The sequence below is a fragment of the Bradyrhizobium elkanii USDA 76 genome (genome assembly GCF_023278185.1).
Lineage (GTDB): Bacteria > Pseudomonadota > Alphaproteobacteria > Rhizobiales > Xanthobacteraceae > Bradyrhizobium > Bradyrhizobium elkanii.
The window spans coordinates 3,848,888-3,875,153 of sequence record NZ_CP066356.1 but is presented as its reverse complement, the minus strand read 5'-3'; the positions used below and the strand labels follow the sequence as shown (position 1 = coordinate 3,875,153).

Sequence of the window (26,266 nt, the reverse complement as noted above, 5' to 3'; positions counted from 1 at the left end):
CATGCCGACCATTGAGCGCATCGACAGTTTTGCCGACGAACTCACCGCCATCAGACGGGATCTGCATGCGCATCCCGAGATCGGCTTCGAGGAGGTCCGCACCTCAGGCATCGTCGCCGACAAGCTCGCGAGCTGGGGCATCGAGGTGCATCGCGGCCTCGGCGGCACCGGTGTGGTCGGCGTGCTCAAGGGCAAGGGCAACGGCACCAAGAAGATCGGCCTGCGCGCCGACATGGACGCGCTGCCGATGGAGGAGAACACCAATCTGAAGTGGCGCTCCACAATTCCCGGCCGCTTCCACGGCTGCGGCCATGACGGCCACACCACGATGCTGCTCGGCTCGGCGCGCTATCTCGCCGAGACCCGCAATTTCGACGGCACCGTGCACTTCATCTTCCAGCCGGCCGAGGAAGGCCTCGGCGGCGCGCGCGCCATGATCAAGGACGGCCTGTTCAAGCAGTTCCCCTGCGACGAGGTCTATGGCCTGCACAACGCGCCCGATCTGAACCATGGCGAGATCGCGATCCTGCCGGGCCCGGCGATGGCCGCAGCCGACTTCTTCGACATCAGGATCCAGGGCTACGGCGCCCATGGCGCGATGCCGGAGCGCTCCAAGGACGCGGTCGTGATCGCCATGACGCTCGGACAGGCGTTGCAGTCGATCGTCAGCCGCAACGTCGATCCGCTGCAGGCTGCGGTGCTGTCGATCACGCAGATCCATTCCGGGTCGGCGTACAACGTCATTCCCGGCGAAGCCTGGATGTGCGGCACGGTGCGCTGCTTCTCCGACGAGATCCGTGAGCTGATCCGCAAGCGCATGCGCGAAATCTCCGCCGGCTTTGCAGCGGCATACGGCGCCGAAATCTCGGTCGAGATCCGCGACGGCTTCAGCGTGCTGGTGAATCAGGAAGAACAGTCCCGTGTGGTCGAGGAAGTCGCGCGCACCGTCGTCGACCCCGCCAAGGTGATCACGCGCTCGACGCCGAAGATGGGCAGCGAGGATTTCGCCGACATGATGCAGGCCATTCCCGGCGCCTATTTCTGGGTCGGCCATGACGGCTCCGTGCCCGTTCACAATCCCGGTTACGTTCTCGACGACAAGATCCTGCCGATCGGCGCCAGCATGTTCGCCCGCATCATCGAGAAACGCATGCCGGCAGGTGCGCATGCATAAGCCCAAAGGGGACGCCATCACGTCGCTGCACGATCTCTCCGCCGTCGACCTGCTCGCCGGCTATCGTGCCAAGCAGTTCTCGCCGTCCGAGGTGCTGGAGGAAATCATCTCCCAGGTCGCGACCTGGGAGCCGCACATCAAGGCGCTGTATCTGTACGACCCGGAAGGGGCGCGGAAGGTCGCCAAGACCTCGACCGAGCGCTGGCAGCAGGCCGAGCCGGCCGGCACGCTCGATGGCGTTCCCGCCACCATCAAGGACAATGTCGCGACCAAGGGGCAGCCGGTGCCGCTGGGCGCGGCGAGCGTCAAGCTGGCGCCCGCGGAGAAGGATGCACCGCCTGCGGCGCGGCTGCGCGAGGCCGGCTGCGTGATCTTCTCCAAGACCACGATGCCGGACTACGGCATGCTGTCGTCGGGCCTGTCGTCGTTCCATCCCCTGACCCGCAATCCCTGGGATGTCAGCAAGAACCCCGGCGGCTCGAGCGCCGGCGCGGGCGCGGCAGGTGCCGCCGGCTACGGTCCCTTGCATCTCGGCACCGATATCGGCGGCTCGGTGCGGCTGCCGGCCAACTGGTGCGGCCTCGTCGCATTGAAGCCGAGCCTCGGCCGCGTGCCGATCGACCCGCCTTATGTCGGCCGTGTCGCCGGTCCGATGACCCGCACCGTCGACGACGCCGCGCTGATGATGAGCGTGCTGTCGCGTCCCGACCGCCGCGACGGCATGAGCCTGCCGGCGCTCGAGGTGAACTGGAAGGCGCTGGAGAAGTCGCCGCGCAAGCTGCGCATCGGGCTGATGCTCGACGCCGGCTCCGGCCAGAAGGTCGAGAAGGAGGTTCGCGAGGTCGTCGTCAAGGCGGCGAAGGCGTTCGAATCCGCCGGCGCCGTCATCACCGAGATCGACGGCATCCTGACGCCCGAGATGCTTGAGGGGCTCGACAATTTCTGGCGCGCCCGGACCTGGGACGAACTGTCGAAACTGTCGCAGGCCGAGCGCGGCAAGACCCTGCCCTACATCCTCAACTGGGCAGAGGCCGGCGCAAAGCTCTCCGGCGTCGATGTGGTGCGCGGCTTCAACCAGACGATGGCGATCCGCGCGGCCGCCGCGAAATTGTTCTGCGAAGTCGACTACGTGATCTCGCCGGTGTCGCCGGTGGTGAATTTCCCGGCGGAGTTCGCCGCACCGCTGAACGATCCCGCAAAGCCGTTCGAGCACATCTGCTTTACCGTGCCGTGGAATATGTCGGAGAACCCCGCGCTGTCGATCAACGGCGGCTACGACAAGAAGGGCTTTCCGATCGGCGTCCAGATCATCGGTCGCCGCTTCGACGACATCGGCGTGCTCGGCATGGGCAAGGCGTTCGAAGGCCTGCGCGGCCCGCAGAAGCCGTGGCCCGCGCCGCCGAAGAAGTAAAGCAGCGCCTCAACGCAAGTCAGGATGCGCGGGGGCCAAGCCTGCGCATCCCTCTTCTTCACAAGGGATGATTGCCGGGTTAACTGGATGGAGACGCGCGCCAGCGCCGTTCATTCAAGAAAACCGAGAGGAAATCATCCCCATGGCGTATGAGACGATCAAGTACGAGGTCGCCGAGCAGATCCTGACCATCACGCTGAACCGGCCCGACAAGCTCAACGCCTTCAACGCCACGATGCAGCAGGAGCTGATCGACGCGTTCGACAAAGCCGACAAGGACGACGACGTCAGGGCGATCATCGTGACGGGTGCGGGCCGCGGCTTCTGCGCCGGCGCCGATCTCTCCTCCGGCGCCAACACGTTCGACCGCGATGCACGGCGCGGTCCGGTCAAGCGCAATGCCGACGGCAGCGTCGACTACAGCGATCCGCAGGTGCGCGACGGCGGCGGGCAAGTGACGCTGCGGATCTTCAAGTGCCTGAAGCCGGTGATCGCCGCGGTGAACGGCCCGGCGGTCGGCATCGGCGTCACCATGCAGCTTGCGATGGATATCCGCATCGCCTCCGACGCCGCGCGCTTCGGCTTCGTGTTCTCCCAGCGCGGCATCGTGCCGGAAGCCGCATCGAGCTGGTTCCTGCCGCGCATCGTCGGCATTTCGCAGGCGCTGGAATGGTGCTACTCCGGCCGCGTCTTCCCGGCGCAGGAAGCGCTCGCCGGGCGGCTCGTCAGCAAGGTGGTGCCGCCCGATGACCTGTTGCCGACCGCGCGCGCGCTCGCCAAGGAGTTCGCGGCCAAGACCGCGCCGGTGTCGGTGGCGCTGATCCGCCAGATGATGTGGCGCATGATGGGCGCCGACGATCCGATGGAGGCGCACAAGGTCGACAGCCGCGGCATCTATGCCCGCGGCCGCTCCGACGACGTCAAGGAAGGCGTGGTGTCGTTCCTGGAAAAGCGCCCCGCGCAGTTCAAGAACAAGGTCTCGTCGGACATGCCCGACTATTTCCCGTGGTGGCAAGAGCGCGACTATAAGTGAGCGAACGGCGTCAAGCGGCATCCACGCTTGACGGCGTCGTCCTGCTGCACGGCATCAGCAGGACGGCGCGCTCGTTTCGCAGGATGGAGCTGGCCCTGAGGACTGCCGGCTTTGCCACCCTCAATCTCGACTATGACAGCCGGCGCAAGGGTCTCGACGCGCTGGCCGAGGACATCCATCCTTCGCTCGATCAATTCGCGCGCAGCCTCGACGGCTCCGTGCATTTCGTCTGCCATTCGATGGGCGGGCTTCTGGCGCGCGTCTATCTGGCAAGGCATCGCCCGGCGCGGCTCGGCCGCATCGTGATGCTGGGCACACCGAACGGCGGCAGCGAGATCGCCGACCGCCTGAAGAACCTCGCGGCTTATCGCGCCTATTTCGGTCCGGCCGGCCAGCAGCTCGTCACCCGCCGCGATGCGGCGACCAGCGCGCTGCTGCCGTCGATCGATTATTGCGCCGGCATCATCGCCGGCAACCGCTCGGTCTATCCGATCACCTCCGTCGGCCTGCCGCGGCCGCATGACGGCCGGGTGTCGGTCGCCAACACCAGGCTCGACGGCATGGCCGATCACATCGTGATCCGCACCTCGCATCCCTGGCTGGTGCGCAACGCCGAGGCGATCGCGCAGACCATCGCGTTCTTGCAAGAAGGGAAATTCAGCACAAATCGTCAGGTGGACTAAAGCGCGATGTGATTAGGTTGAATCGTCATCGCGCTTTAGCTCTTTGTTTGAGCATGATCTTTTCGGAAAACCGCTTCGCACTTTTCCGGATCATGCTTTAGGCGTGGGCGTTACCCATCCTGTGCAGCTTGAGCATGGCATAGACCGCATTGTTGGCTGGCGTCGGAATGCCAAGCGGGCGGGCGAACTCCACCACCTTTCCGGCGAGCCAGTCGAGTTCGAGCCGGTTGCCGCGTTCGAGATCGTGCAGCATGGAAGCCTTGAAGGTGGGTGGCGAGGCTTCTGCGAATTTCATTCTGTCCTCGGCAAAATTCTCCGGAATGGGAACGCCCCTGGCACGTCCGACCGCCACCACCTCGCTCATCAGGCTGTAAAAGAACGCTCGCGTATCCGGGTCGGCCAGGATCGGCCCCAGCGGCTGGCGAGTCGTTGCGGTCGCGCCTGATAGTCCGACGAGGAATACGAATTTCTGCCAGCGCTCCCGGTCGATCCCGTCGGACACCGAGATGTCGATTCCGGCCGCTTGAGCGGCGTCGGCAAAGGCCTTGAGGCCCTCATCGGGCTTGCCGTCGGTTCTGCCGCAGACCATGCGCGCGAACTGGCTCGTGTGGGTGACGACGCCAGGCGCGGACAGCACCGTAGCAATATAGGCACTTCCGGCGACCACATTGTCGGCGCCGAGAATCGGGGCGATCCGCTCCGCACTATCGACGCCGTTTTGCAACGGGATCACCCGGGTGCGGGATCCGACCAGGGGGAGAGACAACCTGGCTGCCGTCTCGCTGTCCCAAAGCTTGACCGCGAACAGAACGATATCGACCGGGCCGACCGCGGCAGGATCATCGGTCACGTTGGGTTCGGGCAAATGAAGATTGCCAAGCACGCTCTCGACCTTGAGACCGTTTTTTCTGATCGCCTCGAGGTTGGAGCCGCGTGCGATGAAGAACACGTCGTGCCCTGCCGCAGCCATACGTGCTCCGAAATAACCGCCGAGGGCACCGGCCGCCATCACAGCGATACGCATGTCATCCTCCACGCTGCCACGACACTCAGCCGGCAGAGGATATCACGCGACGGACCCGGGTTCGATTCCCTGGACGTCAGGCCCATCGCGTCATTTGGCTGCACTGCAGAATTTGAGCGCTGTGGTTTCACGGCCTCGTCAGCAGCGCCACACGCCCGATCGCCTTGCGCTCGATCAACAGCCGCATCGCCTTCGCGTAGTCTTCCAGCGGCAGCCGGTGCGAGATATTCGGCCGCACCCGGCCGGCCTCGGCCCATTCGCTCAGCGCCTTGAACCTGACCTCGCCGAGCGCGGGATCCTTCCGCACCGCCTCGCCGGCGCGAACGCCGAGCACGCTCGCACCCTTGATCATCAACAGATTGGTGCGGGCAAGACCGATGCCGCCGGTGAAGCCGACGACGAGAATGCGCGCGCCCCAGTTGATGCAGCGCATCGAATTCTCGAACACCTCGCCGCCGACGGGATCGAACACGACATCGGCGCCGCGACCGTCGGTGAGGCGCTTGACCGCATCGCGGAACGGCTCGCGCGCATAGAGCACGAGATGGTCCGCGCCGCGCGCCCTGGCGATCGCAAGCTTTTCCTCGCTCGAAGCCGCGGCGATCACCGTGGCGCCGAGCAGCTTGCCGATCTCGACCGCGGCAAGCCCGACACCGCCGCCAGCGCCATGCACCAGCAGCACCTCGCCCGGCTTGATCTGCCCGCGGTCGATCAGCGCATGATAGGCGGTGCCGTGCGCGGCCAGGAAGGTCGCGCCTTCCGCGTAGTCGAAGGTTGGCGGCACCGGTACGAGTTGCGACGGCGTTGCAACCGTCTCGTCGCAATAGGCGCCGAAGCGCATCTTGACGATCACCTTGTCGCCGACGGCGACGCCGGCGGCGTCATTGACCTCGACGACATCGCCGGCCGCTTCCGAGCCCGGCGTGAACGGCAGCGGCGGCTTGAGCTGGTACTCTCCGGCGGCCATCAGGATGTCGGGAAAGTTGATCCCGGCGGCGCAGATCGCAACCCGCACCTGGCCCGGCTGCAACGGCACCGAGGCAAAGCTCTCGAGTTGAAGACGTTCGGGCGGCCCGAGCTCGCGGCAAACGACGGCTTTCGGCATCAGGCGGCCCGCGCCTTGAGGCGCGCCAGCGCCTCGCGGATCAGCGGCAGGCGATCGTTGCCGAAATACATGTCGGTCTTGTCGAGATAGATCGTCGGCGAGCCGAAGCCGCCGCGCGCCATCACCTCCTCGGTGTTGGCCTTGAGCTGATCCTTGATCGCCTGGTCGCCGATGCCGGCCAGGAATTTTTCAGGATCGATCCCGAGCTTGCTGCAGATCTCGGTCAGCACCGCATCCTGCGAGATGTCCTTGTCGTCACCCCAATAGGCCTCGAACACGGCGCGCGCGAACGGCACCATTTTCTCGTTACCGAGAAGGATGCAGCCGCGCATCGCCTTGACGCTGTTCACCGGGAATACGGTCGGCGGCATCTTGATCGCAAGGCCGGCCGAGCGCGCCCAGTCGGCGAGATCCTTCTTCATGTAGCGCGCCTTCAGCGGCACCGGCTTCTCGCGCTGCGCGTAGACCGACGGATTGACGGTGTTGAAGATGCCGCCGACCAGGATCGGCCGCCAGGTGATCGGCGCGTCGAACTCCTTCGCGATCGACTGGATGTTGTGCCAGGCGAGATAGGTCCACGGGCTGGAGCAGTCGAAGAAGAATTCGATCATGGCGTTTCCCTTTGTCTATTCCACATTCATTCTCGTCATTCCGGGATGCGCCGCAAGCGGCAGAGCTCGCGACTGTGTCGCGCCACGGAATAACAAGCATCATTTCTTCTCGACCAATTCCTTCGCACGCTGGCCGAACATGTTCTTGCGTGACTCCTCGTCAAACGGCTCCTTGACGAATTTTCCGATCGCAAGCCCCGCCTGCACCTGCGGGCGGGCGCGCACCGTCGCGTACCAGCGCTTGATGTTCGGGAAATCGTCGAGGGTAAAACCCTGCGCCTTGTGGGTCATGGTCCAGGGGAAGCAGGCGATGTCGGCGATCGAATAATCGTCGCCGGCGATGTAGGCGCCGGTCTTGCCGAGCTGGCGGTCGAGCACGCCGTAGAGCCGCGCGGTCTCGTCGCGGTAACGTTCGATCGCGTAGGGAATCTTCTCGGCCGCATAGAGCGCGAAATGGCCGTGCTGGCCGAGCATCGGCCCGAGGCCGCCCATCTGCCACATCACCCATTGGATGACGTTCGACCGCGCACGCAACTCCCGCGACAGGAAACGGCCGGTCTTGTCGGCGAGATAGATCAGGATCGCGCCGGTCTCGAACACCGAGAACGGCCCGCCGCCGTCCGCCGGCGCATGGTCGACGATGACGGGGATCCGGTTGTTCGGGCTGATCGCCAGGAATTCGGGCCGAAACTGCTCGCCGGCGCGGATGTTCACCGGGATCACCTTGTAGGGCAGCCCCAGTTCCTCCAGCATGATCGAGATCTTCCAGCCGTTCGGCGTCGGCGCGTAGTGCAGATCGATCATCGGCGTTCTATTCCCCATCACAAAGACTTTTGTTGTTCTGTACCTCCACCTTAGGACATGGCACACAGGCGCTCAATCAGAACCCGCCGGGAGGCACCCATGCTGTTTCCAACCACGATCGCAGGCTCGCTGCCGAAGCCGGAATGGCTCGCTGAACCGAATATCCTGTGGGCGCCCTGGAAGTCGGAAGGCGCCGAGCTCGCCCGCGCCAAGCGCGACGCCACCATTCTGGCGATCAAGCTGCAGGAGGATGCCGGCGTCGACATCGTCACCGAGGGCGAGCAGGCGCGCCAGCATTTCGTGCACGGCTTCCTGGAGCGGATCGAGGGCATCGATTTCGCCCACAAGGTCGAGATGGGCATCCGCAAGGACCGTTACAAAGCGATGGTGCCGCAGGTGGTCGCGCCGCTGCAGCTCAAGGGCCGCGTCCACGAGGGCGAGGCCCGTGCGGCCCGCGCGCACACCAGGAACCGGCTGAAATTCACCATGCCCGGCCCGATGACGATCATCGATACCATCGCCGACAAGTACTACGGCGACCGTGTGAAGATGGCCTTCGCTTTCGCGGAGCTCTTGAATCAGGAGGCGAAGGCGCTCGAGGCCGACGGCGTCGACATGATCCAGTTCGACGAGCCCGCCTTCAACGTCTACATGGACCAAGTGCGCGACTGGGGCATCAAGGCGCTGGAGCGCGCCGCCCAAGGCCTGACCTGCGCCACCGCCGTGCACATCTGCTACGGCTACGGCATCAAGGCCAACACCGACTGGAAGCAGACGCTTGGCGGCGAGTGGCGGCAATACGAGGAGACCTTCCCCGTCATCGACAAGAGCACGATCCAGCAGGTCGCGATCGAATGCCGTAACTCGAAGGTGCCGATCGAACTGCTGGCGGCGCTCCCCGGCAAGATCGTGCAGGCCGGCGTGATCGACGTCGCCAGCGACGAGATCGAGACCGCCGAGGACGTCGTCAAGGTGATCGAGGCGGTCGCCAAGCACGTGCCGAAGGGCAACATCATCGCGACCACCAATTGCGGCATGGCGCCGATGCGGCGGGACATCGCCGAAGCCAAGCTGATCGCGCTGGGCGCCGGTGCCAAGCTGGCGCGGCAGCGGCTGGCGTAACGACCACGCCGGGAGATCAACTTAGAACGGCCATCGCGCTCGGATGCAACACGGGCCGGTAGCCGGCCTGGAAGGCGCGCACCGTCGATGGCGGCGTCAGCAGCATGGCCGGCTCCGGTACGTCGGCCCGGCTGTAACCGGCGAACGACCAGCGCAACGTGGCGCCGTCGGCGACGAGGTAGCTCTCCCCGCTCGCCTGCACCATCGTCCCGTCGGGCAAGTCGCGCAATCGCGTCGGCAGCGGATGCAGCCGCTTCTTGCCGCGGTCGAGCCGCTCGGCGTGCAGCACCGCATCCATCGCCTTGGCGCTCAGATCGCTCACGCCGTTGCGCTGCTCCCAGCAGCCGCGAAACCGCTTGGCATCGTTACGGCGGCAGTAGAAGCAGGGCCGGTGTCCGGCCGCGAACGCGGTGGCCTCATCGAGGAAGAACAGTTCGGTCCAGCTCTGCCGGCTCATCACCTTGCGCCGCCGTCCCCTGAACTCGCAGACGCAGGTGAGCCACGCCGGGCTCGACCAGCGCTTGTTCAGCAGCGTGCGCGTCGCGGGATCGTGGATGATACCGCGATTGCCGGTGAAGGTGCCGCGATGTTCTGAGGCGACGATGTCGCCGGTGGGCGTGACGCGGTTTTGCAGGGGCATGGTCTTCCTTCCCCCTCGCCCCGCTCTTGCGGGGTCGAGACAAGCGCAGCTCGCTCTTAGAGGGTTGGGGTGAGGGGCTGCTTCCGCAAAGATAGTGAGAGACGAACTCGCCGTGAGTCCCCCTCACCCGATCGCTCCGCGATCGACCTCTCCCCGCAAGCGGGGCGAGGTGACGATCTACGCCGCCCCGTCACGGATCGGCGGCTGGAACGACAGCGCGGTGTCCCAGGGGAAGAAGATCCAGGTGTCCTGCGACACCTCGGTGATGTAGGTGTCGACCAGCGGGCGTCCCTTCGGCTTGGCGTAGACGGTTGCGAAATGCGCGTCGGGAAGCAGCTCGCGCACCAGCCTGCCGGTCTTGCCGGTATCGACGAGGTCGTCGACGATCAACAGTCCCTTGCCGGTGCCGCCGCCGAGCTTGGCGGTCTGCTCCGAAATGCCCTTGAGCACTTTCAGATCGCCCTGCTTGTCGTGGTCGTAGCTGGCGACGCAGACGGTATCGATCACCCGCAAGCCGAGCTCGCGCGCCACGATTGCCGCCGGCACCAGCCCACCGCGGGTGATCGCGATCACCGCTTGGAACGGGCCGACCTCATTGAGCCGCCAGGTCAGCGCCCGGCAATCCCGGTGGAATTGATCCCACGAGACCGGAAACGGCCTGCCGGCCCGCTCCTGCGCACTCGGTTCAGAATTTCGTTCAACCATATCGTCTCAACCCGCCGGTTTCTTCTGCGCGGCCTGCACTTGCTTCAACATCTCCTTCACGGCGGCCATTGCCGCTGCGAGCTTTTCCGGATCGCGCGAGCGCACCACCAGATTGGTGTTCGGCTTCTGGTTCTCGTCCTGGAACGGATAGCTGCCGATGATGGTGTCGGGATTGGCTTCCGCGATCGCCCGCAGCGGGCCGCCGATGTCGCCTTCCCGTGCATCGGCGCGGACCGAGTCCGACAGCATCCGCACGCCGGACTTCAGGCTCGGCGCCACGATGTCCATCATCGCCTGCATGATGCTGGGGATGCCGGCCATCACGATGACATTGCCGAGCTTGAAGCCCGGCGCCAGGATGGTCGCGCTCTGGATCAGCTCGGCGCCGTCAGGCACCCGGGCCATTCTGAGCCGCGCCTCGTTGAGGTCCTGCTCGCTCCAGCGCTCCCTGAACCGCGCCACCACCTCGGGGTGATGGTGGATATCGACCCCGAACGCCTTCGCCACGCTGTCGGCGGTGATGTCGTCATGGGTCGGCCCGATGCCGCCGGTGGTGAACACGTAGGTGTACCTATGCCGCAGCGCATCAAGGGCGGAGACGATGTCGGCCTCGTCATCGGCGACGACGCGGACCTCCTTCAGGTCGATGCCGATGTTGGTCAGGTATTCGGCGATGAAGCCGATGTTCTTGTCCTTGGTCCGGCCGGACAGGATCTCGTCGCCGATCACCAATATCCCCGCCGTGACGATCTCGCTCATGGTCTCATTCCCTAACTTGATCCCCTGACATTGCCGATCCAATGCCTTGATGTCACGGGGTTTTGCCGCCGAATTAAGCAGACCTCAGCCGGTTTTTCGGGCAGGCCTTCCACCTCACCCATAGCAAATGCCGCAAGCCAATGCATATCGCGCTGGCCCGCCCCTTGCTACCATCCCATCAAGTCATGCACTGTGTCACATGGCTTGGGAGGGCAGTCGGGCTATATGGCAGTCGCGTTCGATGAGATGAATGGCCTCGGCGAGGATCTCCGCCCGGCCTACCAGGAGCTCTCCCGCTGGCTCAAAGAGACGCCGCCGGATGCGCTCGAATATCGACGCCAGGAAGCGGAGCTCTTGTTCCGCCGGATCGGCATCACCTTCGCGGTCTATGGCGATGCCGAGGCCCAGGAGCGGCTGATCCCGTTCGACGTCATCCCCCGCATCATGTCGGCGACCGAGTGGACGCTGCTGGAGAAGGGTCTCAAGCAGCGCGTGCTCGCGCTCAACATGTTCTTGAAGGACATCTATCACGGCCGCGACATCCTGCGCGCCAACGTCATCCCCGAAGACCTGATCTTCCAGAACCCGGTGTTCCGTCCGGAGATGAACGGCCAGGACGTGCCGCACGACATCTACGTCCACATCGCCGGCATCGACATCATCCGCACCGATCCCGATAATTTCATCGTGCTGGAGGACAATGCGCGCACGCCATCCGGCGTGTCCTACATGCTGGAAAACCGCGAGATCATGATGCGGCTGTTTCCGGACCTGTTCGCGCGGCACCGCGTCGCGCCGGTGGACCGTTATCCGGACGAGCTGCTGTCGGCGCTGCGCTCGGTCGCGCCGCACAGCGCCTCCGCCGAGCCGACGGTCGCGCTGATGACGCCGGGCGTCTACAACTCGGCCTATTACGAGCACTCCTTCCTCGCCGACAAGCTCGGCATCGAGCTGGTCGAGGGGCGCGACCTCATCGTCAAGAACGACGAGGTGTTCATGCGCACCACCGAGGGGCTGAAGCGGGTCGACGTGATCTACCGCCGCGTCGACGACGATTTTCTCGATCCCCTGACCTTCCGGCCGGATTCCGCGCTCGGCGTCCCCGGGCTGATGTCGGCTTACGCCGCCGGCAACATCACGCTCGCCAATGCGGTCGGCACCGGCATCGCCGACGACAAGGCGATCTATTCCTACATGCCCGACATCGTGAAGTTCTACCTCAGCGAGGAGCCGATTCTGAAGAACGTGCAGACCTGGCGCTGCCGCGAACCGCAGGATCTGTCCTATGTGCTCGACAACCTCGACGACCTCGTCGTCAAGGAGGTGCACGGCTCCGGCGGCTACGGCATGCTGATCGGCCCCGCCGCCACCAAGGCGACCATCGAGGCGTTCCGCGACAAGCTCAAGCGCGAGCCGGAGAGCTTCATCGCCCAGCCGACGCTGGCGCTGTCGACCTGTCCGACCTGCACCGACAAGGGGCTGGCGCCGCGCCATGTCGACCTCCGCCCGTTCGTGCTGACCGGCTCTAACCACACCACCATCGTGCCCGGCGGGCTGACCCGCGTCGCCCTGAAGGAAGGCTCGCTCGTCGTCAATTCGAGCCAGGGCGGCGGCACCAAGGACACCTGGATACTGAGTGAGTGATTTGAATCGAAGCATGACGCGGAAGTACCCCCTCCCCCTGCAAGGGGGAGGGTCGGGGTGGGGGTCGGCCGCATACGCCGAATGGAGAGAGGACCCCCACCCGGCGCTACGCGCCGACCTCCCCCTTGCAGGGGGAGGTGAATTCAGAACACGTTTCGTTTTGTAGGACCTCCACATGCTGTCGCGCACCGCCGAAAACCTGTTCTGGCTGGCCCGTTATGTCGAACGCGCCGAATATCTGGCGCGCACCATCGATGCGACGCTGCGCGTCACCGCGCTGCCCGCGGCCTATGTCGGCAAGACCAATGAGTGGGATTCCGCACTGCTCACCGCCGGCGTCGGCGCGAGCTTCTACGATCACTATGAGGAAGCCAACGAGCGGAACGTCATCGAATATCTCTCCTTCTCGTCGGAAAATCCGTCCTCGATCAAGAACTGCATCGAGGCGGCGCGGCTCAATTCACGCTCGGTGCGGACAGCACTGACGTCGGAGATGTGGGACACCATCAACTCGGCCTGGATCGAACTGCAGGCGGTCTGGAACAAGGGTCCCGCCAACCGCGAGGAGCTGGCCAAATTCCTGCGCTTCGTGCAGGAAACCTCGCTGCGCTTCGACGGCTCGGCCTACCGCACCATGCTGCGCAACGACGCCTACTGGTTCTCGCGGCTCGGGGTCCATCTCGAGCGCGCCGACAACACCGCGCGGATTCTCGACGTGAAGTATCACATGCTCCTGCCCGAGGAGGAGCATGTCGGCGGCCCGCTGGACTACTATCAGTGGACCTCGATCCTGCGCTCGGTGTCGGCAACGACTGCCTATCACTGGGTCTACCGGGAAACCCTGAAGCCCTGGCTGATCGCCGACCTGTTGATCCTCAACGACACGCTGCCGCGCTCGCTTGCCAGCTGCTACAGCAACCTCGTGCGCAACCTCGACCAGATCGGCGTCGCCTATGGCCGCCAGGGCGCCTCGCAACGCCATGCCCGCGGCATCAGGAACCGGCTCGAGCACAGCAACATGGACGATATCTTCCAGCACGGCGTGCACGAATTCATCCAGGAATTCATCGCGGACAACTCACGGCTGGGTGAGATCATCACCAAACAGTACCTGATCTGACCGATACGGCCGAAAAACGCTCAAATTGTCGTCATGGCGGGCCAAAAGCGCGAAGCGCGTCTTCGCATGGGTGTCCCGGCCATCGACGTCTTGCTTTCGCGGCCGATTAGGACGAAAGACGTCATGCCCCGAAAAACCGACTGAACTCCGGTTGAGCCATGCGCCTGCGGATAGCCCATACCACCACCTATCGCTACGAGCCGGCGGCCTCGGGCGTAATCCAGATTCTGCGCATGACGCCCGGCAGCCATGACGGCCAGTATGTCGCGGATTGGCAGATCGACGTCTCGACCGATTCCCGGCTCGACACCCACGAGGATGCTTTCGGCAACGTCACCCATGTGCTGACGCATGGTTCGATCAGTGACCTCACGATTCATTGCGAAGGCCTGATCGAGACCCAAGACACCGGCGGCGTCCTGAAGGGCACCGACGAGCGGTTTCCGCCGAACCTGTTCCTGCGCGCGACGCCACTGACCGACCTCAACCCGGCGATGACGGCCGTCGTGCGCGAATTGCGCACGGAGGCCGGCGGCGACGTGCTCGGCTTCCTGCACGCGCTGATGGCGCAGATCTACGAGCACATGACCTTCGACGAGGACCCGACCAACAGCGCCACCTCGGCCGCCGAGGCGTTCGCGCTGAAGCGCGGCGTCTGCCAGGACTACGCTCACATCCTGATCGCCTGCGCCCGCGCCGGCGGTGTTCCGGCGCGGTTCGTCTCCGGCCACTTCCTGCGCTCCGACGGCATGGTCAACCAGCAGGCCGGCCACGCCTGGGCCGAGGCCTTCGTGCCCGATCTCGGCTGGGTCGGCTTCGACGCCGCCAACGGCATCTGCACCACCGACGCCCATGCCCGCGTCGCGATCGGCCTCGACTATCTCGGCGCCGCCCCGGTCCGCGGCACCCGCTATGGCGGCGGCAACGAGACGCTGACGGTCGCGGTCAAGGTCGACCAGGCCGGCCGCCCCGGACAGTGGCAGAGCCACCAGACGCAGTCGTAGGGCTGATCCCGCTCCGCGTCTGTCATTGCGAGCCCACGGGCCGCGCGAACGCGCGCCCGATGACAGGCTCCGCGAAGCAATCCATCTGACCGTTTGCGGAGGCAAGGATTGCTTCGTCGCTTCGCTCCTCGCAATGACGGCAGGGGTGCTATGATCGCTGCTTCAAACCACACCAGCGAGACAAGCCATGGCCACCGTAAAGTTGCTTTCCGACGACGAACTCCCGGCGGAGGCACGTGCCGTCTTCGACGACATCCGCAAGACGCGGAACTCGGACTTCATCAACAATTTCTGGCGCGCGCTGGCGCATGATCCGAAGACCCTGCGGCGGACCTGGGAGAGCATCAAGGAGGTGATGGCACCGGGCGCGCTCGATCCGAAGGTCAAGGAGATGCTCTATGTTGCGGTCTCGGTAGCCCACGGCTGCAGCTATTGCATTCACTCGCACACCGCGAGCGCCCGCGCCAAGGGCATGACCGACGCCGAATATCAGGAAATGCTCGCCATCGTCGGCATGGCCGCCGAAACCAACCGGCTGGTCACGGCGCTCGGCGTGCCCGTCGACGAGGCCTTCCTCGTCGACGCATCTGCGGGACGAAGCCAGGAGCCCTGACGGCCCAGCCTGTCTCGCTAATGAGTGATGTCACGAAATGCGCTCAACGTCGGATTTGAGGACAACCAGGAAACGGGCAGCTTCGCCGCCCGTCACCACCCGATGATCGAAGGTCAGCGATAGCGGCAGCGTCCGTCGGACCGCAACCTGCCCCCGAAGCGCGACCACGCGCTCCGAAATCCGCCCGGCGCCGACGATCGCCGTCTGCGGCGGCACGATGATGAGATTAGCAAACCGGCCTCCAATCATGCCGAAGTTCGACAACGTGATCGTCGCACCGCGCAGTTCCTCCGGGGGTATCGCGCGCGCGATTGCGTCGGCTCGCAGACGGTCGAGTCCGGCCCGCAAGTCCGATACGCTCCGCTCCGCGACATTGCGCAGCACGGGAACGATCAGGCCGCCGCCGGTGTCGACGGCGATGCCAAGATCGATGCGCTCGATCAGGCGCCGTTCTCCCGTACCGGAATGATACCAGGCATTGAGCGCGGGCTCTGCCTTGCAGGCAGCGGCGATCGCCCGCGCCAGCCGGATCGTCACGTCCTCGCCCTGCCGCCAATCGTCGATGTCGGCTTCATCGGTGACCGTCGCGGGGACGATTTCCGCATGCGCTGCCGTCATGCGTTGGGCCATCGCGCGGCGCAAGCCGCGCAGCGGCTCGGCGGGTCCGCTGTGAGACATCCGCTTCGCCGCCCTCTCGACATCGGCCCGCGTGATGGTGCCGCCGGGCCCGGTCGCCTCGACGAGATCGAGCGCGACGTCAAGCTTGCGCGCAAGGGCGCGTACTGCCGGAAACACTTGGGCTCCCTGCCCGCCGGGCGGCGAGGCAGTTGCTGGCGCCGGCGGTTGCTCGCCGGTGTCGAGTTCACCCACAATCGTGCCGGTGTCCTGCCCGGCGTCCTCGGCAAACTCGACGAGCGGCGCGCCGACCTTCACGATATCGCCCTTGGCACCGAACAGGCGCGCGATGCGTCCGCTCGACGGCGCCGGTATCTCGACCACCGCCTTGTCGGTCTCGACCGAAACGAGCGGCTGATCGGTCACGACGTGATCGCCCTCGTTGACGTACCAGGTGACGATCTCAGCTTCTTCAAGACCTTCACCAAGGTCCGGCAACGTGAACTGGCGCATGGCACAAGGTCCGTTGGTGTTCAGTTGTACTGGTACGCCTTTCGGGCTGCGGTCACGATGCGTCCGACCGACGGCATGTAGCGTTGCTCAAGGCGGGCCATCGGGATGATCGTGTCGTAGCCGGTGACGCGGGTCACGGGTGCGAGCAGCGAGGATAGTCCGCGCTCGGCGATCATGGCTGCGATCTCCGCGCCAAATCCGCCCGTGTGCGCGGCCTCGTGCACGATGACGCAGCGCCCGGTCTTTGCGACCGACCTGAGCACGGTGTTTTCATCGTAGGGCTTGAGCGTGGCGAGGTCGATAACCTCGGCAGCGATGCTCTCGTCGGCGAGCGCGTCCGCTGCGGCCATCGTTTCCTTCAGCATCGCACCCCAGCTGATCAGGGTGACGTCGCGACCTTCCCTCTCGACAAAGGCGCGATCCGTCGGCAGGGCTTCGCCGTTGTCCTCGACCTCGCCTTTCACGGCGCGGTACAACCGCGTCGGCTCCAGGAACACCACCGGATCGGGATCGCGGATCGCGGCGAGGAGAAGTCCATAGGCGCGCTCCGGCGACGAAGGCATCACGACACGCAAGCCCGGAATGTGGGCCAGCATCGCCTCAGTGCTCTCGGAATGATGCTCGGGTGCTCGAATGCCGGCGCCATGCGGCGTGCGCAGAACCATCGGACAAGTGAGCCGTCCCTGGGTACGGTTGCGCATCCGTGATGCGTGGTTCACCAGCTGATCGAGACAGGGATAGATAAATCCCATGAACTGGATTTCGCCGACCGGCTTCAGTCCCTGCGCGGCCATGCCGACGCAAAGCCCGCTGATCAGGAGTTCGGCAAGCGGCGTATCGAGGACGCGCTCCGGACCGAAGCGCTCCTGCAAGCCGACGGTCGCGCGGAAGACGCCGCCATTGACGCCGACATCCTCGCCGAGCACGACCACATCGGGATCATCCGCCATCGCGCGGCCGAGCGCCAGATTGATGGCTTCGACCAACGTGACCTCAGGCATCGTCCTCTCCCGCGAGTTCGCGACGCTGCGCGGCATACGCCTCGGGCAGATCGGCATAGAGGTTGTCGAACATGGTTTCTGCCCGGCGCGGCGGCGTCTTCAGATAGCGCTCCACCGCCGCCTCGATGCGCTCATGGCACTCGGCGGCAAGCCGCTCCTCGTCCGCCTTGGTCCACATCTTCCGACCGACAAGATAGGACCTGAGGCGCGCGATCGGCTCTTCCTTCCAATGCGCCTGGACTTCTTCGGCCGAACGATAGCGCAATGCATCATCTGACGTCGTGTGATCGCCGAGCCGGTAGGTGACCGCTTCGATGAAGTGAGGGCCCTTGCCGTCGCGGGCAGCGGCAATGGCCTCCTCGGCCGCGGCGCGCATCGCCACCACGTCACTCCCGTCCACCTGCTCGCCGCTGAACCCTGCGCCGATGGCCTTCTGCGCTAGCGTCTCGGAACCCGTCTGCAGACGCAACGGCACCGATATGGCCCATTGATTGTTGGTGGCGACGAACACGAGCGGCAGTTTGTGAACGCCGGCGAAATTCATGGCCTCGTAGACATCGCCTTTCGAGGTGGCGCCGTCGCCGAACATGCAGACGGCCACGCGCGGCTCCTTGCGCAACTTCAGGGCATAGGCAACGCCGGCGGCATGCGGCGCCTGTGATCCGACGGGAACGCAGAACGGGAAATCGTGGCGCGGACCGGAGAAGTCATTGCCTCGCTCGTCGCCGCCCCAGAACAGCAGAATCTCCTCCAGCTTGACGCCACGCCAAAGCAACGCGCCGTTGTCGCGATAGGAGGGCAACAGAACGTCATCCTCCCGCATCGCACTCGCGATGCCGACCGACACCGCCTCCTGGCCGAGCGAAATGGCATAGGTTCCCAGCCGACCCGTGCGCTGCAATGCAACAGCCTTTCGGTCGAACAGCCGCAAGAGCACCATCGACCGGTAAAGTTCGACCAGCAGCTTGGCATCGGTGGCGAAGGCAGGAAGCGGCCGCTCTATCGAGCCGTCGGGCGCGAGGTAATTGCGGCGACGCACCTCAAAGCGCGCAATGACGGGGAGCTCTTCGTTCGCTCTTTTGCTGGCCACGCGCTCACTCCAGGAGCGGTTCTGCCTCCCACTTCAGATATTTGGTGTTCGGGCCGCGACGATGCAATAGCGTGGCAGCATCGCTCCTGGCGCGCGCGTCAGCGGCCGGGTCGTGAGGATCGATCGACAGGATCCGTGAAACAGCGCCGCGACTGCGGTATAAGAGCGCATGGCAAATGGTCAGGTTGTCCTCGTAAAAACTGCGCCGTTGGACGGCGGCCCGCCTGTTCGCTCGGTTTTCTTCGTGGCTGAAGGAGACGCGGCAAAGGCCACGGCAATTATTGCGGACATGATGGCCCCGAATGAAACGGTTGAAGCGTGGGGGCCGCTTCCCGAAGCAGCTGTCAAGGCGCTCGGGCTGAAACCCGGTGACTACACCCGCACCTGACTCGCATCGGATAACTGTCCGGCGCGCCAAGGTCTGCGGCCACATCCTTGCGCAGAGGGTGCGATCTTGACGCGGCGCCCTCGCTACGCGAGGCCACCGCGATCCCGATCACAACGCGGGGAGCCCTCTTTATCGAGCAAGGGACATGGCGTAATCTGCAGCAAGCTGCCCTTACGGGACGGGCCGACGTCGCCGTTTGAAGGAACGGGCAGCGGTTAGGCCGTCGGCGGGCATCGCAGTCTGAAAGCAGCGCCTGCCTTATGTGGCGCTCCCTCAACTTCAACATGAAGCAGGTTGGCCTGCCGCGCGCGCGGCAGACAAGGGCAGTGCTTAACCCTTGGAGGACGACATGGCGACATTCATATTGAGGATCGACTGGACCGACCAGGGAATTCGTAATGTCAAGGAAGCGCCCAAGCGCAGCCGAGCGGCGAAAGAACTCGCCAAGACGCTAGGTGTCGAAATCAAGGAGGTCTATCTCACCTCCGGCGAGCATGACATCCTTCTCCTCGCCGAAGCACCGCTCGGCGACAACATCACAAAACTCGCGCTTGCCCTCAGCTCTCTGGGAAACATACGGACTTGCACCTCACGGGCCTGGCCCGAGGCGGAGTGGACCAAGCTGATATCCGAGCTCCCGTAGCGACGTCGGATATCCCGATGGATCTCTACGCGGCCTGACTGACGGGCGCCGTCGCAAAGACGAAGCGTCCGAGGGCGACGGCGCACGTCGTCGCCCGCGGGCCACCACGCGTTACTTGTCCAGCCAGACATCCTCGAAACGCAGATTGTTGTACTGGCTGTTGTCGTGCGGGTGGAAATTCTTCACGTAAGGCTGCCAGCAATTGCCGGCCGATGAGTGCAGGATGACCGGCCGCGCGGCGTCGTCGACCAGCAGGCGCTCGATGTCGAACACGATCTTGCGGCGCTTGTCCTTGTCGACCTCGCGCGACTGTGCGGCGAGTAGTTTGTCGACTTCGGCGTTGCAGTACTGGGTGTAGTTGCGCTCGGAGTTGCAGGAATAGTTCTCGACCAGATTGCCGTCGGGATCGTCGACGCTGACGCCGGTGACATTGAGGCCAATGGTATAATCCTTGCGCTGCAGCCGCGAGTACCAGCGCGGCGTATCCAGGATGTCGAGCTCGGCTGTGATGTAGATCTTCTTGAGCTGGTCGGCGAGGATCACCGCCGGGTCGCGATAGGTCGGCAGATTGCGGGTCTGGATCTTGATCGACAGCGGCTTGGCGTCGCTGTAGCCGAGCTTCTGCATGATCGCCTGCGCCTCGGCGAGGTTCTTCCCGGTATCGGGACCGTAACCCATCAGCGTCGACAGGATCTCCGGCGGCATGCCCCACTCGCCTTCGGGCTTGGCCTGCATCGCGCCGCCGAGCCGGCCGCTGCCCTCGAACAGGATGCTGTTGAAGGCCTTGCGATCCAGCGCCAGCGACATCGCCTTGCGGATATCCGGATTGTCGAACGGCGGATTGACCCGGTTGACCAGCAGATTGATCTGCAGATTGGTCGACGTCATCTCGCAGATCGCGTTCGGCGCCCGCGCCTTGACGTCCTTCATCAGGGGAATGCTGACGTCGGACGGAAAGGTGATGTCGTAGTCGCCGGTCGCGAACGCCAGCATGCGCGTGGCGCGGCTGTCGATCGAGCGCACCGTGATCTCGTCGAGATACGGCCGGTCCTTCTTGAAGTAATCGGGATTGCGGACGAGACGAATAGAGTCACCGCGCCGGAACTCGACAAACTTGAACGGCCCGGTGCCGACCGGTTTGGTGCGCATCACCTGCTGCGGCACGTGGCAGGGATAGACCACCGAGAAGGCGCTGGCGAGCAGCGCCAAAAGACCGGGCTGCGGTTCGGTCAGCTCGAAGGTCGCCTCATCGTCGCCGTTGATACTGACGTCCCTGAGCTTCGAGTACCAGACCTTGCGCGGGTTGCGCTTGAAGTCCTGGGTCTCGCTCTTGCCGATCAGCATCCGCCAGGTGCACTGCACGTCCCTGGCGGTGAACGGCTGGCCGTCATGCCACTTCACGCCGTGCCGCAGCTTGAAAGTGAGCTTTGTGTCGGTCTGGTCCCACGACCAGCTCTCGGCGAGATCGGGGATCACGGTGTCGATCGATTCGTGCACCTTGGCCGGATCGAACACCACGAGGTTGTTGAAGACGGCCGCGAACGGCATCACCGAGGCGATGGTGGATTCCTCGAGCAGCGAGGTCGAGGGCGGATTGTCGTTGTGATAGAGTCGGAGCGTGCCGCCCTTCTTCTGCGCCGATGCAGGGCTCGCGGCCATCGCCGCGATGCCCAGTGCCGCGACGAATGCAGACAGTTTGAGCGACATTCTCGCCTCCCGGAATTTCTTTGTTTGTTGTCGGTTGCGGGCAGTCGACCACAACGCAATGTGCCTCGCAATCACAGTAGGCGCAGATCATTGCCGGCTGCGCGCAGCGCAGAGCGAGACCGGGTCGCGCACCGGCGCCTCGAGACGGGCCACGCCGGAACACCGCCCTGGCCGGCCGCTTCCGCGATCGGGACCCGGCCCTTTTGACGGGCTGCGGCAATGTCCCGTCACGGGGAATTGGGGTTGGATGCATCCGCGAAATTGGCTACTAGTTTCCCGCCGAGAAACTCGGACCGTCTGAGGACTTGAAATGACCTATTGCTGCGGAATTCTGGTGCGCGACGGGCTCGTCATGATCGCCGATACCCGCACCAATGCCGGCCTCGACAACGTCTCGACCTTCCGCAAGCTGCACATCTTCGAAAAGCCCGGCGAGCGCATCATGGCGATCGCCAGCGCCGGCAATCTGGCGATCAGCCAGTCGGTGCTGTCGACCCTGACCGAGGGTATGGAAAATCCGGACACCGGCGAACTCGAGACGCTGATGAACGCGCCGACCATGTTCCAGGCGGCGCAGCGGATCGGCCGCGCCATCCGCTCGGTGCACGCGACCGAGGGCGATGCGCTGCGCGCCGAGGACATCTCGTTCGACGTCTCGTTCCTGTTCGGCGGCCAGATCAAGGGCTCGCGGATGCGCCTGTTCATGGTCTACACCGCCGGCAACTTCATCGAGTGCACCACCGACACGCCGTACCTGCAGATCGGCGAGCACAAATACGGCAAGCCGGTGCTCGACCGCGCCATGCATTACGATGTCGAGCTCTATGAGGCGCTCAAAACGGGGCTGATCTCGATGGATTCGACGATGCGCTCCAATCTCGGCGTCGGCCTGCCGATCGACGTCTTGGTGGTGCGCACCGATGCCTGCGAGGCCGATCTCAACCACCGCATCGAGGCCGGCGAGCCCTATTTCCACGACCTGCGCTCGCGCTGGTCGGCGGCGCTCCGCGCGGCGCACCAGAACATTCCACGCCCACCCTACAAGAACGAAACCGAAGCAAGAACCAAGTAAGAGGAAACTCGGATGACTGAGGCAACCAGCAAGATCGCACTCGTGACCGGCGCCGGCACCGGCGTCGGACGCGCCGCGTCGCTCGCTTTGATGGACAAGGGCTACACCGTGGTGCTCGCCGGGCGCCGCATGGAGATGCTGGAAGAGACCGCCAAGCTCGGTCCCGCCGGCAAGAGCCTGTGCGTGTCGGCCGACATGGCCAACCCGGCCGCGATCGCCGCGCTGTTCGACAAGGTGAAGGCGACCTATGGCCGGCTCGATGTGCTGTTCAACAACGCCGGCATGGGCGCGCCGCCGGTGAACTTCGAGGACCTGCCGCTCGAGCAGTGGCAGGCCGTGGTCAACACCAACCTGACCGCGCCGTTCCTGTGCACCCAGCATGCCTTCCGCATCATGAAGGACCAGAAGCCGCGCGGCGGCCGCATCATCAACAACGGCTCGATCTCGGCGCACGCGCCGCGGCCGTTCTCTGCCGCCTACACCTCGACCAAGCACGCCATCACCGGCCTCACCAAGTCCTCCAACCTCGACGGGCGCATGTATGACATCGCGGTCGGCCAGGTCGATATCGGCAACGCCGCGACCCCGATGACCGACCGCATGGTCAACGGCCCCGGCGTGCTGCAGCCGGACGGCACCACCAAGCACGAGCCGCGCATGGACGCCAAGGCGGTCGGCGATGCCGTCGCCTACATGGCCGGCCTGCCGCTCGACGCCAACGTGCTGTTCATGACGGTCATGGCGACCAAGATGCCGTTCGTGGGCCGGGGCTGATCTTCTCATCCCTGCTTGCGGCAGGGCTATCACGACGGCCGGCCGGGCTTGTCCCGGCCGACCGTCGCCGGGGCGCGCCGCCAAAATATCGAAAACAACCCATGCAAAGGAGCCAGTAGGCTGCCGGCGCTCGACGCGGCGACTTGACATGTCGGGCAACTCAGGGGTATTTTTCCATTATTCCGAAATCGCGTAGGCGCTCGTTCACCTTGCTCAGTGTCATCACCCGCGCATGCGGGTGATCCAGTATTCCAGAGACCGCAGTGCTTGAGCCGAGAGGCTGCGGCGTACTGGATCGCCCGGTCCATGTGCGCAATTGCGCACAGGCCGGGCGATGACAGCGTGGACGAGGATATGGCCTCACGTCCTCTCAGGATGAGGCTGTGTCTGCGGATGCAGAACTCCCCTACTCCAGCTTCTCGACGTCCCGCAGCGTCGGGAACAGCTTCATCCAGAGCAGCGCGACCGCGACCGTGGCGACGCCGCCGAGCACGGCCGACGGCACGGCGCCGAGCAGCGCCGCGGTGACGCCGCTCTCGAACTGGCCGAGCTGGTTCGAGGCGTTGATGAACAGGAAGTTCACCGCGCCGACGCGGCCGCGCATCTCGTCGGGGGTGGCAAGCTGCACCAGCGAGAAGCGGATCACGACGCTGATCGTATCGGCGGCGCCGAGCACCGCGAGCGCCAGCGCCGACAGCCACATCCAGTGCGACAGCGCGAACACCACCGTCGCAACGCCGAACACGATCACCGCCTGGAACATGCGCATGCCGACGCGGCGGTTGATGGTGTGCCGCGCCAGCACCATCGTCATCAACAGCGCGCCGACCGCGGGCGCAGCGCGCAGGATTCCGAGGCCGAGCGGACCGGCTTGCAGGATGTCGCGCGCATAGATCGGCAGCAGCGCGGTGACGCCGCCGAACAGCACCGCGAACAGGTCGAGCGAGATGGTGCCGAGGATCGCCGGATTGCTGCGCACGAAGGTGACGCCGGCAAACAGATCGTCCGACGACCCGCCGTTCTTCACCGGCGCCTGCTGCAGCCGGCCGATGCCGCCGGTGAGCAGCGCGCCGAACAGCCAGAACACCATCATGATGCCGTAGGGCGCGCTCGGCATCAGGGCATAGGCGAAGCCGCCGAGCGCGGGTCCGGTGATGGTCGCGACCTGCGCCGCGCCGCTCGAGATCGCGGTCGCCCGCTGCAGCGAGCCTTGCGGCGCGATCAGCGGCAACAGCGCGGCGGTCGCCGGACTCTCGAATGCGCCGGCGATCCCGAGCACGAAGGTCGCGACGAAGATCTGGATCTCCGAGATGGTGCCGGCAAAGGTGCTCGCGGCGAGAAACAATGCGGTCAGCGCCTCCGCGATCTGGCAGGCCTGCACCACGCGCTTGCGCTCGAAGCGGTCGGCGGCGTGGCCGGCGACGAACACCAACAGCGCCGTCGGCAGAAACTGCACCAGTCCGACCATGCCGAGGTCGAATGCGCTGCCGGTCAGATCATAGATCTGCCAGCCGATCGCCACCGCGCCGATCTGGCTGGAGAAGCGCGACAGGCTGCGCGACGACAAGAAGAACAGGAACGGTCTGTGGCCGAACAGATCGCGGGCGCCGGCCGGCGTGGCGGAGGACATGGGTGATTGCGTGGCCGAGCGCCTGCAACTTGTCAATGGCGACCAGATGAACGCGCAACAGCATTGCGCTGCGCGAGACCCCTGCCCATAATCGCGTGAGTGTTCTTGGGGGCGTAATGCTGCAGTTGCAATCGGCGTTCGGCGTGGTGGCGTTGCTCTTGATCGCCTGGGCGCTGAGCGAGAATCGCCTGAAGGTGTCGCTGCGCCAGGCGGCGATCGGGCTCGTCGTCACGCTCGTCACGGCGCTGGTGCTGATCAAGGTGCCGCTGGTGACGCAGGCCTTCGGCGCGATCAATGACGCGGTCGGCACGATCGCGGCCGCGACGCGCGCCGGCACCGCCTTCGTGTTCGGCTATGTCGGCGGCGGCCCGGCGCCGTTCGATCCCAAGGCGCCGGGCTCGGATTTCATCCTCGCCTTCCAGGCGCTGCCGATCGTGCTGGTCATGAGCGTGCTGACGACGCTGTTGTTCTATTGGCGCGTGCTGCCGCCTGTTGTGCGCGGCATGGCCTGGCTGCTCGAGCGCACGCTCGGCGTCGGCGGCGCGGTCGGGCTCTCGACTGCGGCCAATATCTTCCTCGGCATGGTCGAAGCGCCGCTCTTCATCCGCCCCTATCTGGCGCAGCTCACCCGCAGCGAATTGTTTCTGGTGATGACCGGCGGCATGGCCGGGATCGCCGGCACAGTGCTGGTGCTGTACGCCACGCTGCTGGCGCCGCTGATCCCGGATGCGGCCGCGCATTTCGTCATCGCCTCGGTGCTCGGCGCGCCGGCCGCAATTTTGGTGAGCCTGATCATGGTGCCGGAAACCTCGGACAAGCGCACCGGCGGATCGCTCGACAATCCCGATATCCAGGTGTCGTCGACGATGGACGCCATCGTGAAGGGCACGGCCGCCGGGCTCGAGCTCTTGATGAACATCATCGCGATGCTGCTGGTGCTGGTCGCGCTGGTGTATCTGGCGAACGCGATCATCGGCCTGCTGCCGGAGATCGGCGGCGCGAAGGTTTCGCTGCAGCGGCTGCTTGGTTACGTCATGGCGCCGGTGTGCTGGCTGATGGGCCTGCCCTGGCCGCAGGCGATTACGGCGGGAAGCCTGATGGGCACCAAGACCGTGCTGAACGAGCTGATCGCCTATGTCGACCTGTCGAAGCTCGGCCCCGACACGCTCGATCCGCGCTCGCGGCTGATCATGCTCTACGCGATGTGCGGCTTTGCCAACTTCGCGAGCCTCGGCATCATGATCGGCGGCCTCGGCATCATGGCGCCCGAGCGGCGCCACGAGATCAACGCGCTCGGGCTGAAGTCGATCGTCTCAGGCACGCTGACGACCTGCCTGATGGGCGCGGTCGTGGGGATGCTGACGCAGCCGTAGCCGCAGTA

At 65.0% G+C, this 26,266-nt stretch carries 26 protein-coding genes; 14 read left to right on the top strand and 12 right to left on the bottom strand.

Translation table 11 applies throughout. The annotated features are described in order from the left end of the window. Position 1: 1 nt before the first annotated feature. The 4 genes from JEY66_RS18675 to JEY66_RS18660 all read left to right on the top strand — a co-directional run bounded on the left by JEY66_RS18675 (position 2) and on the right by JEY66_RS18660 (position 4,301). A complete protein-coding gene (locus tag JEY66_RS18675; protein ID WP_018272346.1) occupies positions 2-1,174 on the top strand; it encodes a M20 aminoacylase family protein in 1,173 nt (390 codons plus the stop codon). Further along, on the top strand, positions 1,167-2,585 hold the full coding sequence (locus JEY66_RS18670) for an amidase (protein ID WP_018272347.1): 1,419 nt from the start codon (positions 1,167-1,169) through the stop codon (positions 2,583-2,585). The genes JEY66_RS18675 and JEY66_RS18670 overlap by 8 nt, the downstream gene beginning before the upstream one ends. A gap of 142 nt (positions 2,586-2,727) precedes the next feature. Further along, on the top strand, positions 2,728-3,618 hold the full coding sequence (locus JEY66_RS18665) for a crotonase/enoyl-CoA hydratase family protein (RefSeq protein WP_018272348.1): 891 nt from the start codon (positions 2,728-2,730) through the stop codon (positions 3,616-3,618). Next, positions 3,615-4,301 (top strand): esterase/lipase family protein, encoded by a 687-nt coding sequence (locus JEY66_RS18660; RefSeq protein WP_018272349.1) that lies wholly within the window; start codon positions 3,615-3,617, stop codon positions 4,299-4,301. The genes JEY66_RS18665 and JEY66_RS18660 overlap by 4 nt, the downstream gene beginning before the upstream one ends. Before the next feature lie 97 nt (positions 4,302-4,398). Here JEY66_RS18660 and JEY66_RS18655 read toward each other — a convergent pair whose 3' ends face one another. The 4 genes from JEY66_RS18655 to JEY66_RS18640 all read right to left on the bottom strand — a co-directional run bounded on the left by JEY66_RS18655 (position 4,399) and on the right by JEY66_RS18640 (position 7,845). Further along, positions 4,399-5,325 carry a ketopantoate reductase family protein gene (locus JEY66_RS18655; protein ID WP_018272350.1) on the bottom strand — a complete coding sequence of 309 codons (927 nt, stop codon included), beginning with the start codon at positions 5,323-5,325 and terminating at the stop codon, positions 4,399-4,401. A 127-nt stretch (positions 5,326-5,452) separates the two neighbouring features. After that, a complete protein-coding gene (locus JEY66_RS18650) occupies positions 5,453-6,430 on the bottom strand; it encodes an NADPH:quinone oxidoreductase family protein (protein WP_018272351.1) in 978 nt (325 codons plus the stop codon). Next, positions 6,430-7,041, bottom strand: coding sequence for a 2-hydroxychromene-2-carboxylate isomerase (locus JEY66_RS18645; RefSeq protein WP_018272352.1), 612 nt, complete (start codon positions 7,039-7,041; stop codon positions 6,430-6,432). Before JEY66_RS18645 ends, JEY66_RS18650 begins: the two co-directional genes overlap by 1 nt. Before the next feature lie 99 nt (positions 7,042-7,140). Further along, the gene (locus tag JEY66_RS18640; protein ID WP_018272353.1) at positions 7,141-7,845 is read right to left on the bottom strand and encodes a glutathione binding-like protein; all 705 of its coding nucleotides are present in this window, start codon (positions 7,843-7,845) and stop codon (positions 7,141-7,143) included. A gap of 99 nt (positions 7,846-7,944) precedes the next feature. Here JEY66_RS18640 and JEY66_RS18635 point away from each other — a divergent pair, with 99 nt between their 5' ends. Then, a complete protein-coding gene (locus JEY66_RS18635; RefSeq protein WP_018272354.1) occupies positions 7,945-8,967 on the top strand; it encodes a methionine synthase in 1,023 nt (340 codons plus the stop codon). A gap of 16 nt (positions 8,968-8,983) precedes the next feature. On the opposite strand, the gene JEY66_RS18630 is transcribed toward JEY66_RS18635, so the two are convergent. The 3 genes from JEY66_RS18630 to JEY66_RS18620 all read right to left on the bottom strand — a co-directional run bounded on the left by JEY66_RS18630 (position 8,984) and on the right by JEY66_RS18620 (position 11,071). After that, a complete protein-coding gene (locus tag JEY66_RS18630) occupies positions 8,984-9,607 on the bottom strand; it encodes a hypothetical protein (protein WP_018272355.1) in 624 nt (207 codons plus the stop codon). A gap of 177 nt (positions 9,608-9,784) precedes the next feature. Then, the gene (gpt, locus tag JEY66_RS18625) at positions 9,785-10,312 is read right to left on the bottom strand and encodes a xanthine phosphoribosyltransferase (RefSeq protein WP_018272356.1); all 528 of its coding nucleotides are present in this window, start codon (positions 10,310-10,312) and stop codon (positions 9,785-9,787) included. 6 nt (positions 10,313-10,318) lie between these two features. After that, positions 10,319-11,071, bottom strand: a complete 753-nt coding sequence (locus tag JEY66_RS18620) for a competence/damage-inducible protein A (protein ID WP_018272357.1) — start codon at positions 11,069-11,071, stop codon at positions 10,319-10,321. Positions 11,072-11,296: 225 nt separating this feature from the next. On the opposite strand from JEY66_RS18620, the gene JEY66_RS18615 reads away from it, so the two are divergent. From JEY66_RS18615 to JEY66_RS18600, 4 genes are all read left to right on the top strand, one after another. Beyond that, complete coding sequence (locus tag JEY66_RS18615; protein ID WP_018272358.1) at positions 11,297-12,715, top strand: circularly permuted type 2 ATP-grasp protein; 1,419 nt, start codon at positions 11,297-11,299, stop codon at positions 12,713-12,715. Between the two features lie 175 nt (positions 12,716-12,890). Then, positions 12,891-13,835, top strand: coding sequence for an alpha-E domain-containing protein (locus JEY66_RS18610; protein WP_018272359.1), 945 nt, complete (start codon positions 12,891-12,893; stop codon positions 13,833-13,835). Between the two features lie 158 nt (positions 13,836-13,993). Beyond that, positions 13,994-14,839 carry a transglutaminase family protein gene (locus tag JEY66_RS18605; protein ID WP_018272360.1) on the top strand — a complete coding sequence of 282 codons (846 nt, stop codon included), beginning with the start codon at positions 13,994-13,996 and terminating at the stop codon, positions 14,837-14,839. A gap of 187 nt (positions 14,840-15,026) precedes the next feature. After that, positions 15,027-15,452, top strand: a complete 426-nt coding sequence (locus JEY66_RS18600) for a carboxymuconolactone decarboxylase family protein (protein WP_018272361.1) — start codon at positions 15,027-15,029, stop codon at positions 15,450-15,452. A 30-nt stretch (positions 15,453-15,482) separates the two neighbouring features. Here JEY66_RS18600 and JEY66_RS18595 read toward each other — a convergent pair whose 3' ends face one another. The 3 genes from JEY66_RS18595 to pdhA are packed head-to-tail and all read right to left on the bottom strand — an operon-like array spanning position 15,483 to position 18,671. Continuing rightward, positions 15,483-16,580 carry a dihydrolipoamide acetyltransferase family protein gene (locus JEY66_RS18595; RefSeq protein WP_018272362.1) on the bottom strand — a complete coding sequence of 366 codons (1,098 nt, stop codon included), beginning with the start codon at positions 16,578-16,580 and terminating at the stop codon, positions 15,483-15,485. A 20-nt stretch (positions 16,581-16,600) separates the two neighbouring features. Further along, positions 16,601-17,581: an alpha-ketoacid dehydrogenase subunit beta gene (locus tag JEY66_RS18590; RefSeq protein WP_026192963.1), complete on the bottom strand. Its 981-nt coding sequence runs from the start codon at positions 17,579-17,581 to the stop codon at positions 16,601-16,603. After that, a complete protein-coding gene (gene pdhA, locus JEY66_RS18585) occupies positions 17,574-18,671 on the bottom strand; it encodes a pyruvate dehydrogenase (acetyl-transferring) E1 component subunit alpha (RefSeq protein WP_129965125.1) in 1,098 nt (365 codons plus the stop codon). Before pdhA ends, JEY66_RS18590 begins: the two co-directional genes overlap by 8 nt. A gap of 169 nt (positions 18,672-18,840) precedes the next feature. On the opposite strand from pdhA, the gene JEY66_RS18580 reads away from it, so the two are divergent. After that, positions 18,841-19,059, top strand: a complete 219-nt coding sequence (locus tag JEY66_RS18580) for a hypothetical protein (protein ID WP_016846381.1) — start codon at positions 18,841-18,843, stop codon at positions 19,057-19,059. Positions 19,060-19,408: 349 nt separating this feature from the next. Further along, positions 19,409-19,702, top strand: coding sequence for a GYD domain-containing protein (locus JEY66_RS18575; RefSeq protein ID WP_026192964.1), 294 nt, complete (start codon positions 19,409-19,411; stop codon positions 19,700-19,702). Between the two features lie 111 nt (positions 19,703-19,813). On the opposite strand, the gene JEY66_RS18570 is transcribed toward JEY66_RS18575, so the two are convergent. Next, on the bottom strand, positions 19,814-21,409 hold the full coding sequence (locus JEY66_RS18570) for an ABC transporter substrate-binding protein (RefSeq protein WP_018272365.1): 1,596 nt from the start codon (positions 21,407-21,409) through the stop codon (positions 19,814-19,816). Between the two features lie 310 nt (positions 21,410-21,719). Here JEY66_RS18570 and JEY66_RS18565 point away from each other — a divergent pair, with 310 nt between their 5' ends. Both JEY66_RS18565 and JEY66_RS18560 read left to right on the top strand, forming a co-directional pair. Next, on the top strand, positions 21,720-22,481 hold the full coding sequence (locus JEY66_RS18565) for a proteasome-type protease (protein WP_018272366.1): 762 nt from the start codon (positions 21,720-21,722) through the stop codon (positions 22,479-22,481). A gap of 12 nt (positions 22,482-22,493) precedes the next feature. Next, positions 22,494-23,255 (top strand): SDR family oxidoreductase, encoded by a 762-nt coding sequence (locus JEY66_RS18560; protein ID WP_016846385.1) that lies wholly within the window; start codon positions 22,494-22,496, stop codon positions 23,253-23,255. Between the two features lie 406 nt (positions 23,256-23,661). Here the strand turns inward: JEY66_RS18560 and JEY66_RS18555 are convergent, their stop codons facing one another. Beyond that, positions 23,662-24,885 carry an MFS transporter gene (locus JEY66_RS18555; protein WP_018272367.1) on the bottom strand — a complete coding sequence of 408 codons (1,224 nt, stop codon included), beginning with the start codon at positions 24,883-24,885 and terminating at the stop codon, positions 23,662-23,664. Between the two features lie 116 nt (positions 24,886-25,001). Here JEY66_RS18555 and JEY66_RS18550 point away from each other — a divergent pair, with 116 nt between their 5' ends. Continuing rightward, positions 25,002-26,258 (top strand): NupC/NupG family nucleoside CNT transporter, encoded by a 1,257-nt coding sequence (locus JEY66_RS18550; RefSeq protein ID WP_018272368.1) that lies wholly within the window; start codon positions 25,002-25,004, stop codon positions 26,256-26,258. Positions 26,259-26,266 lie beyond the last annotated feature (8 nt).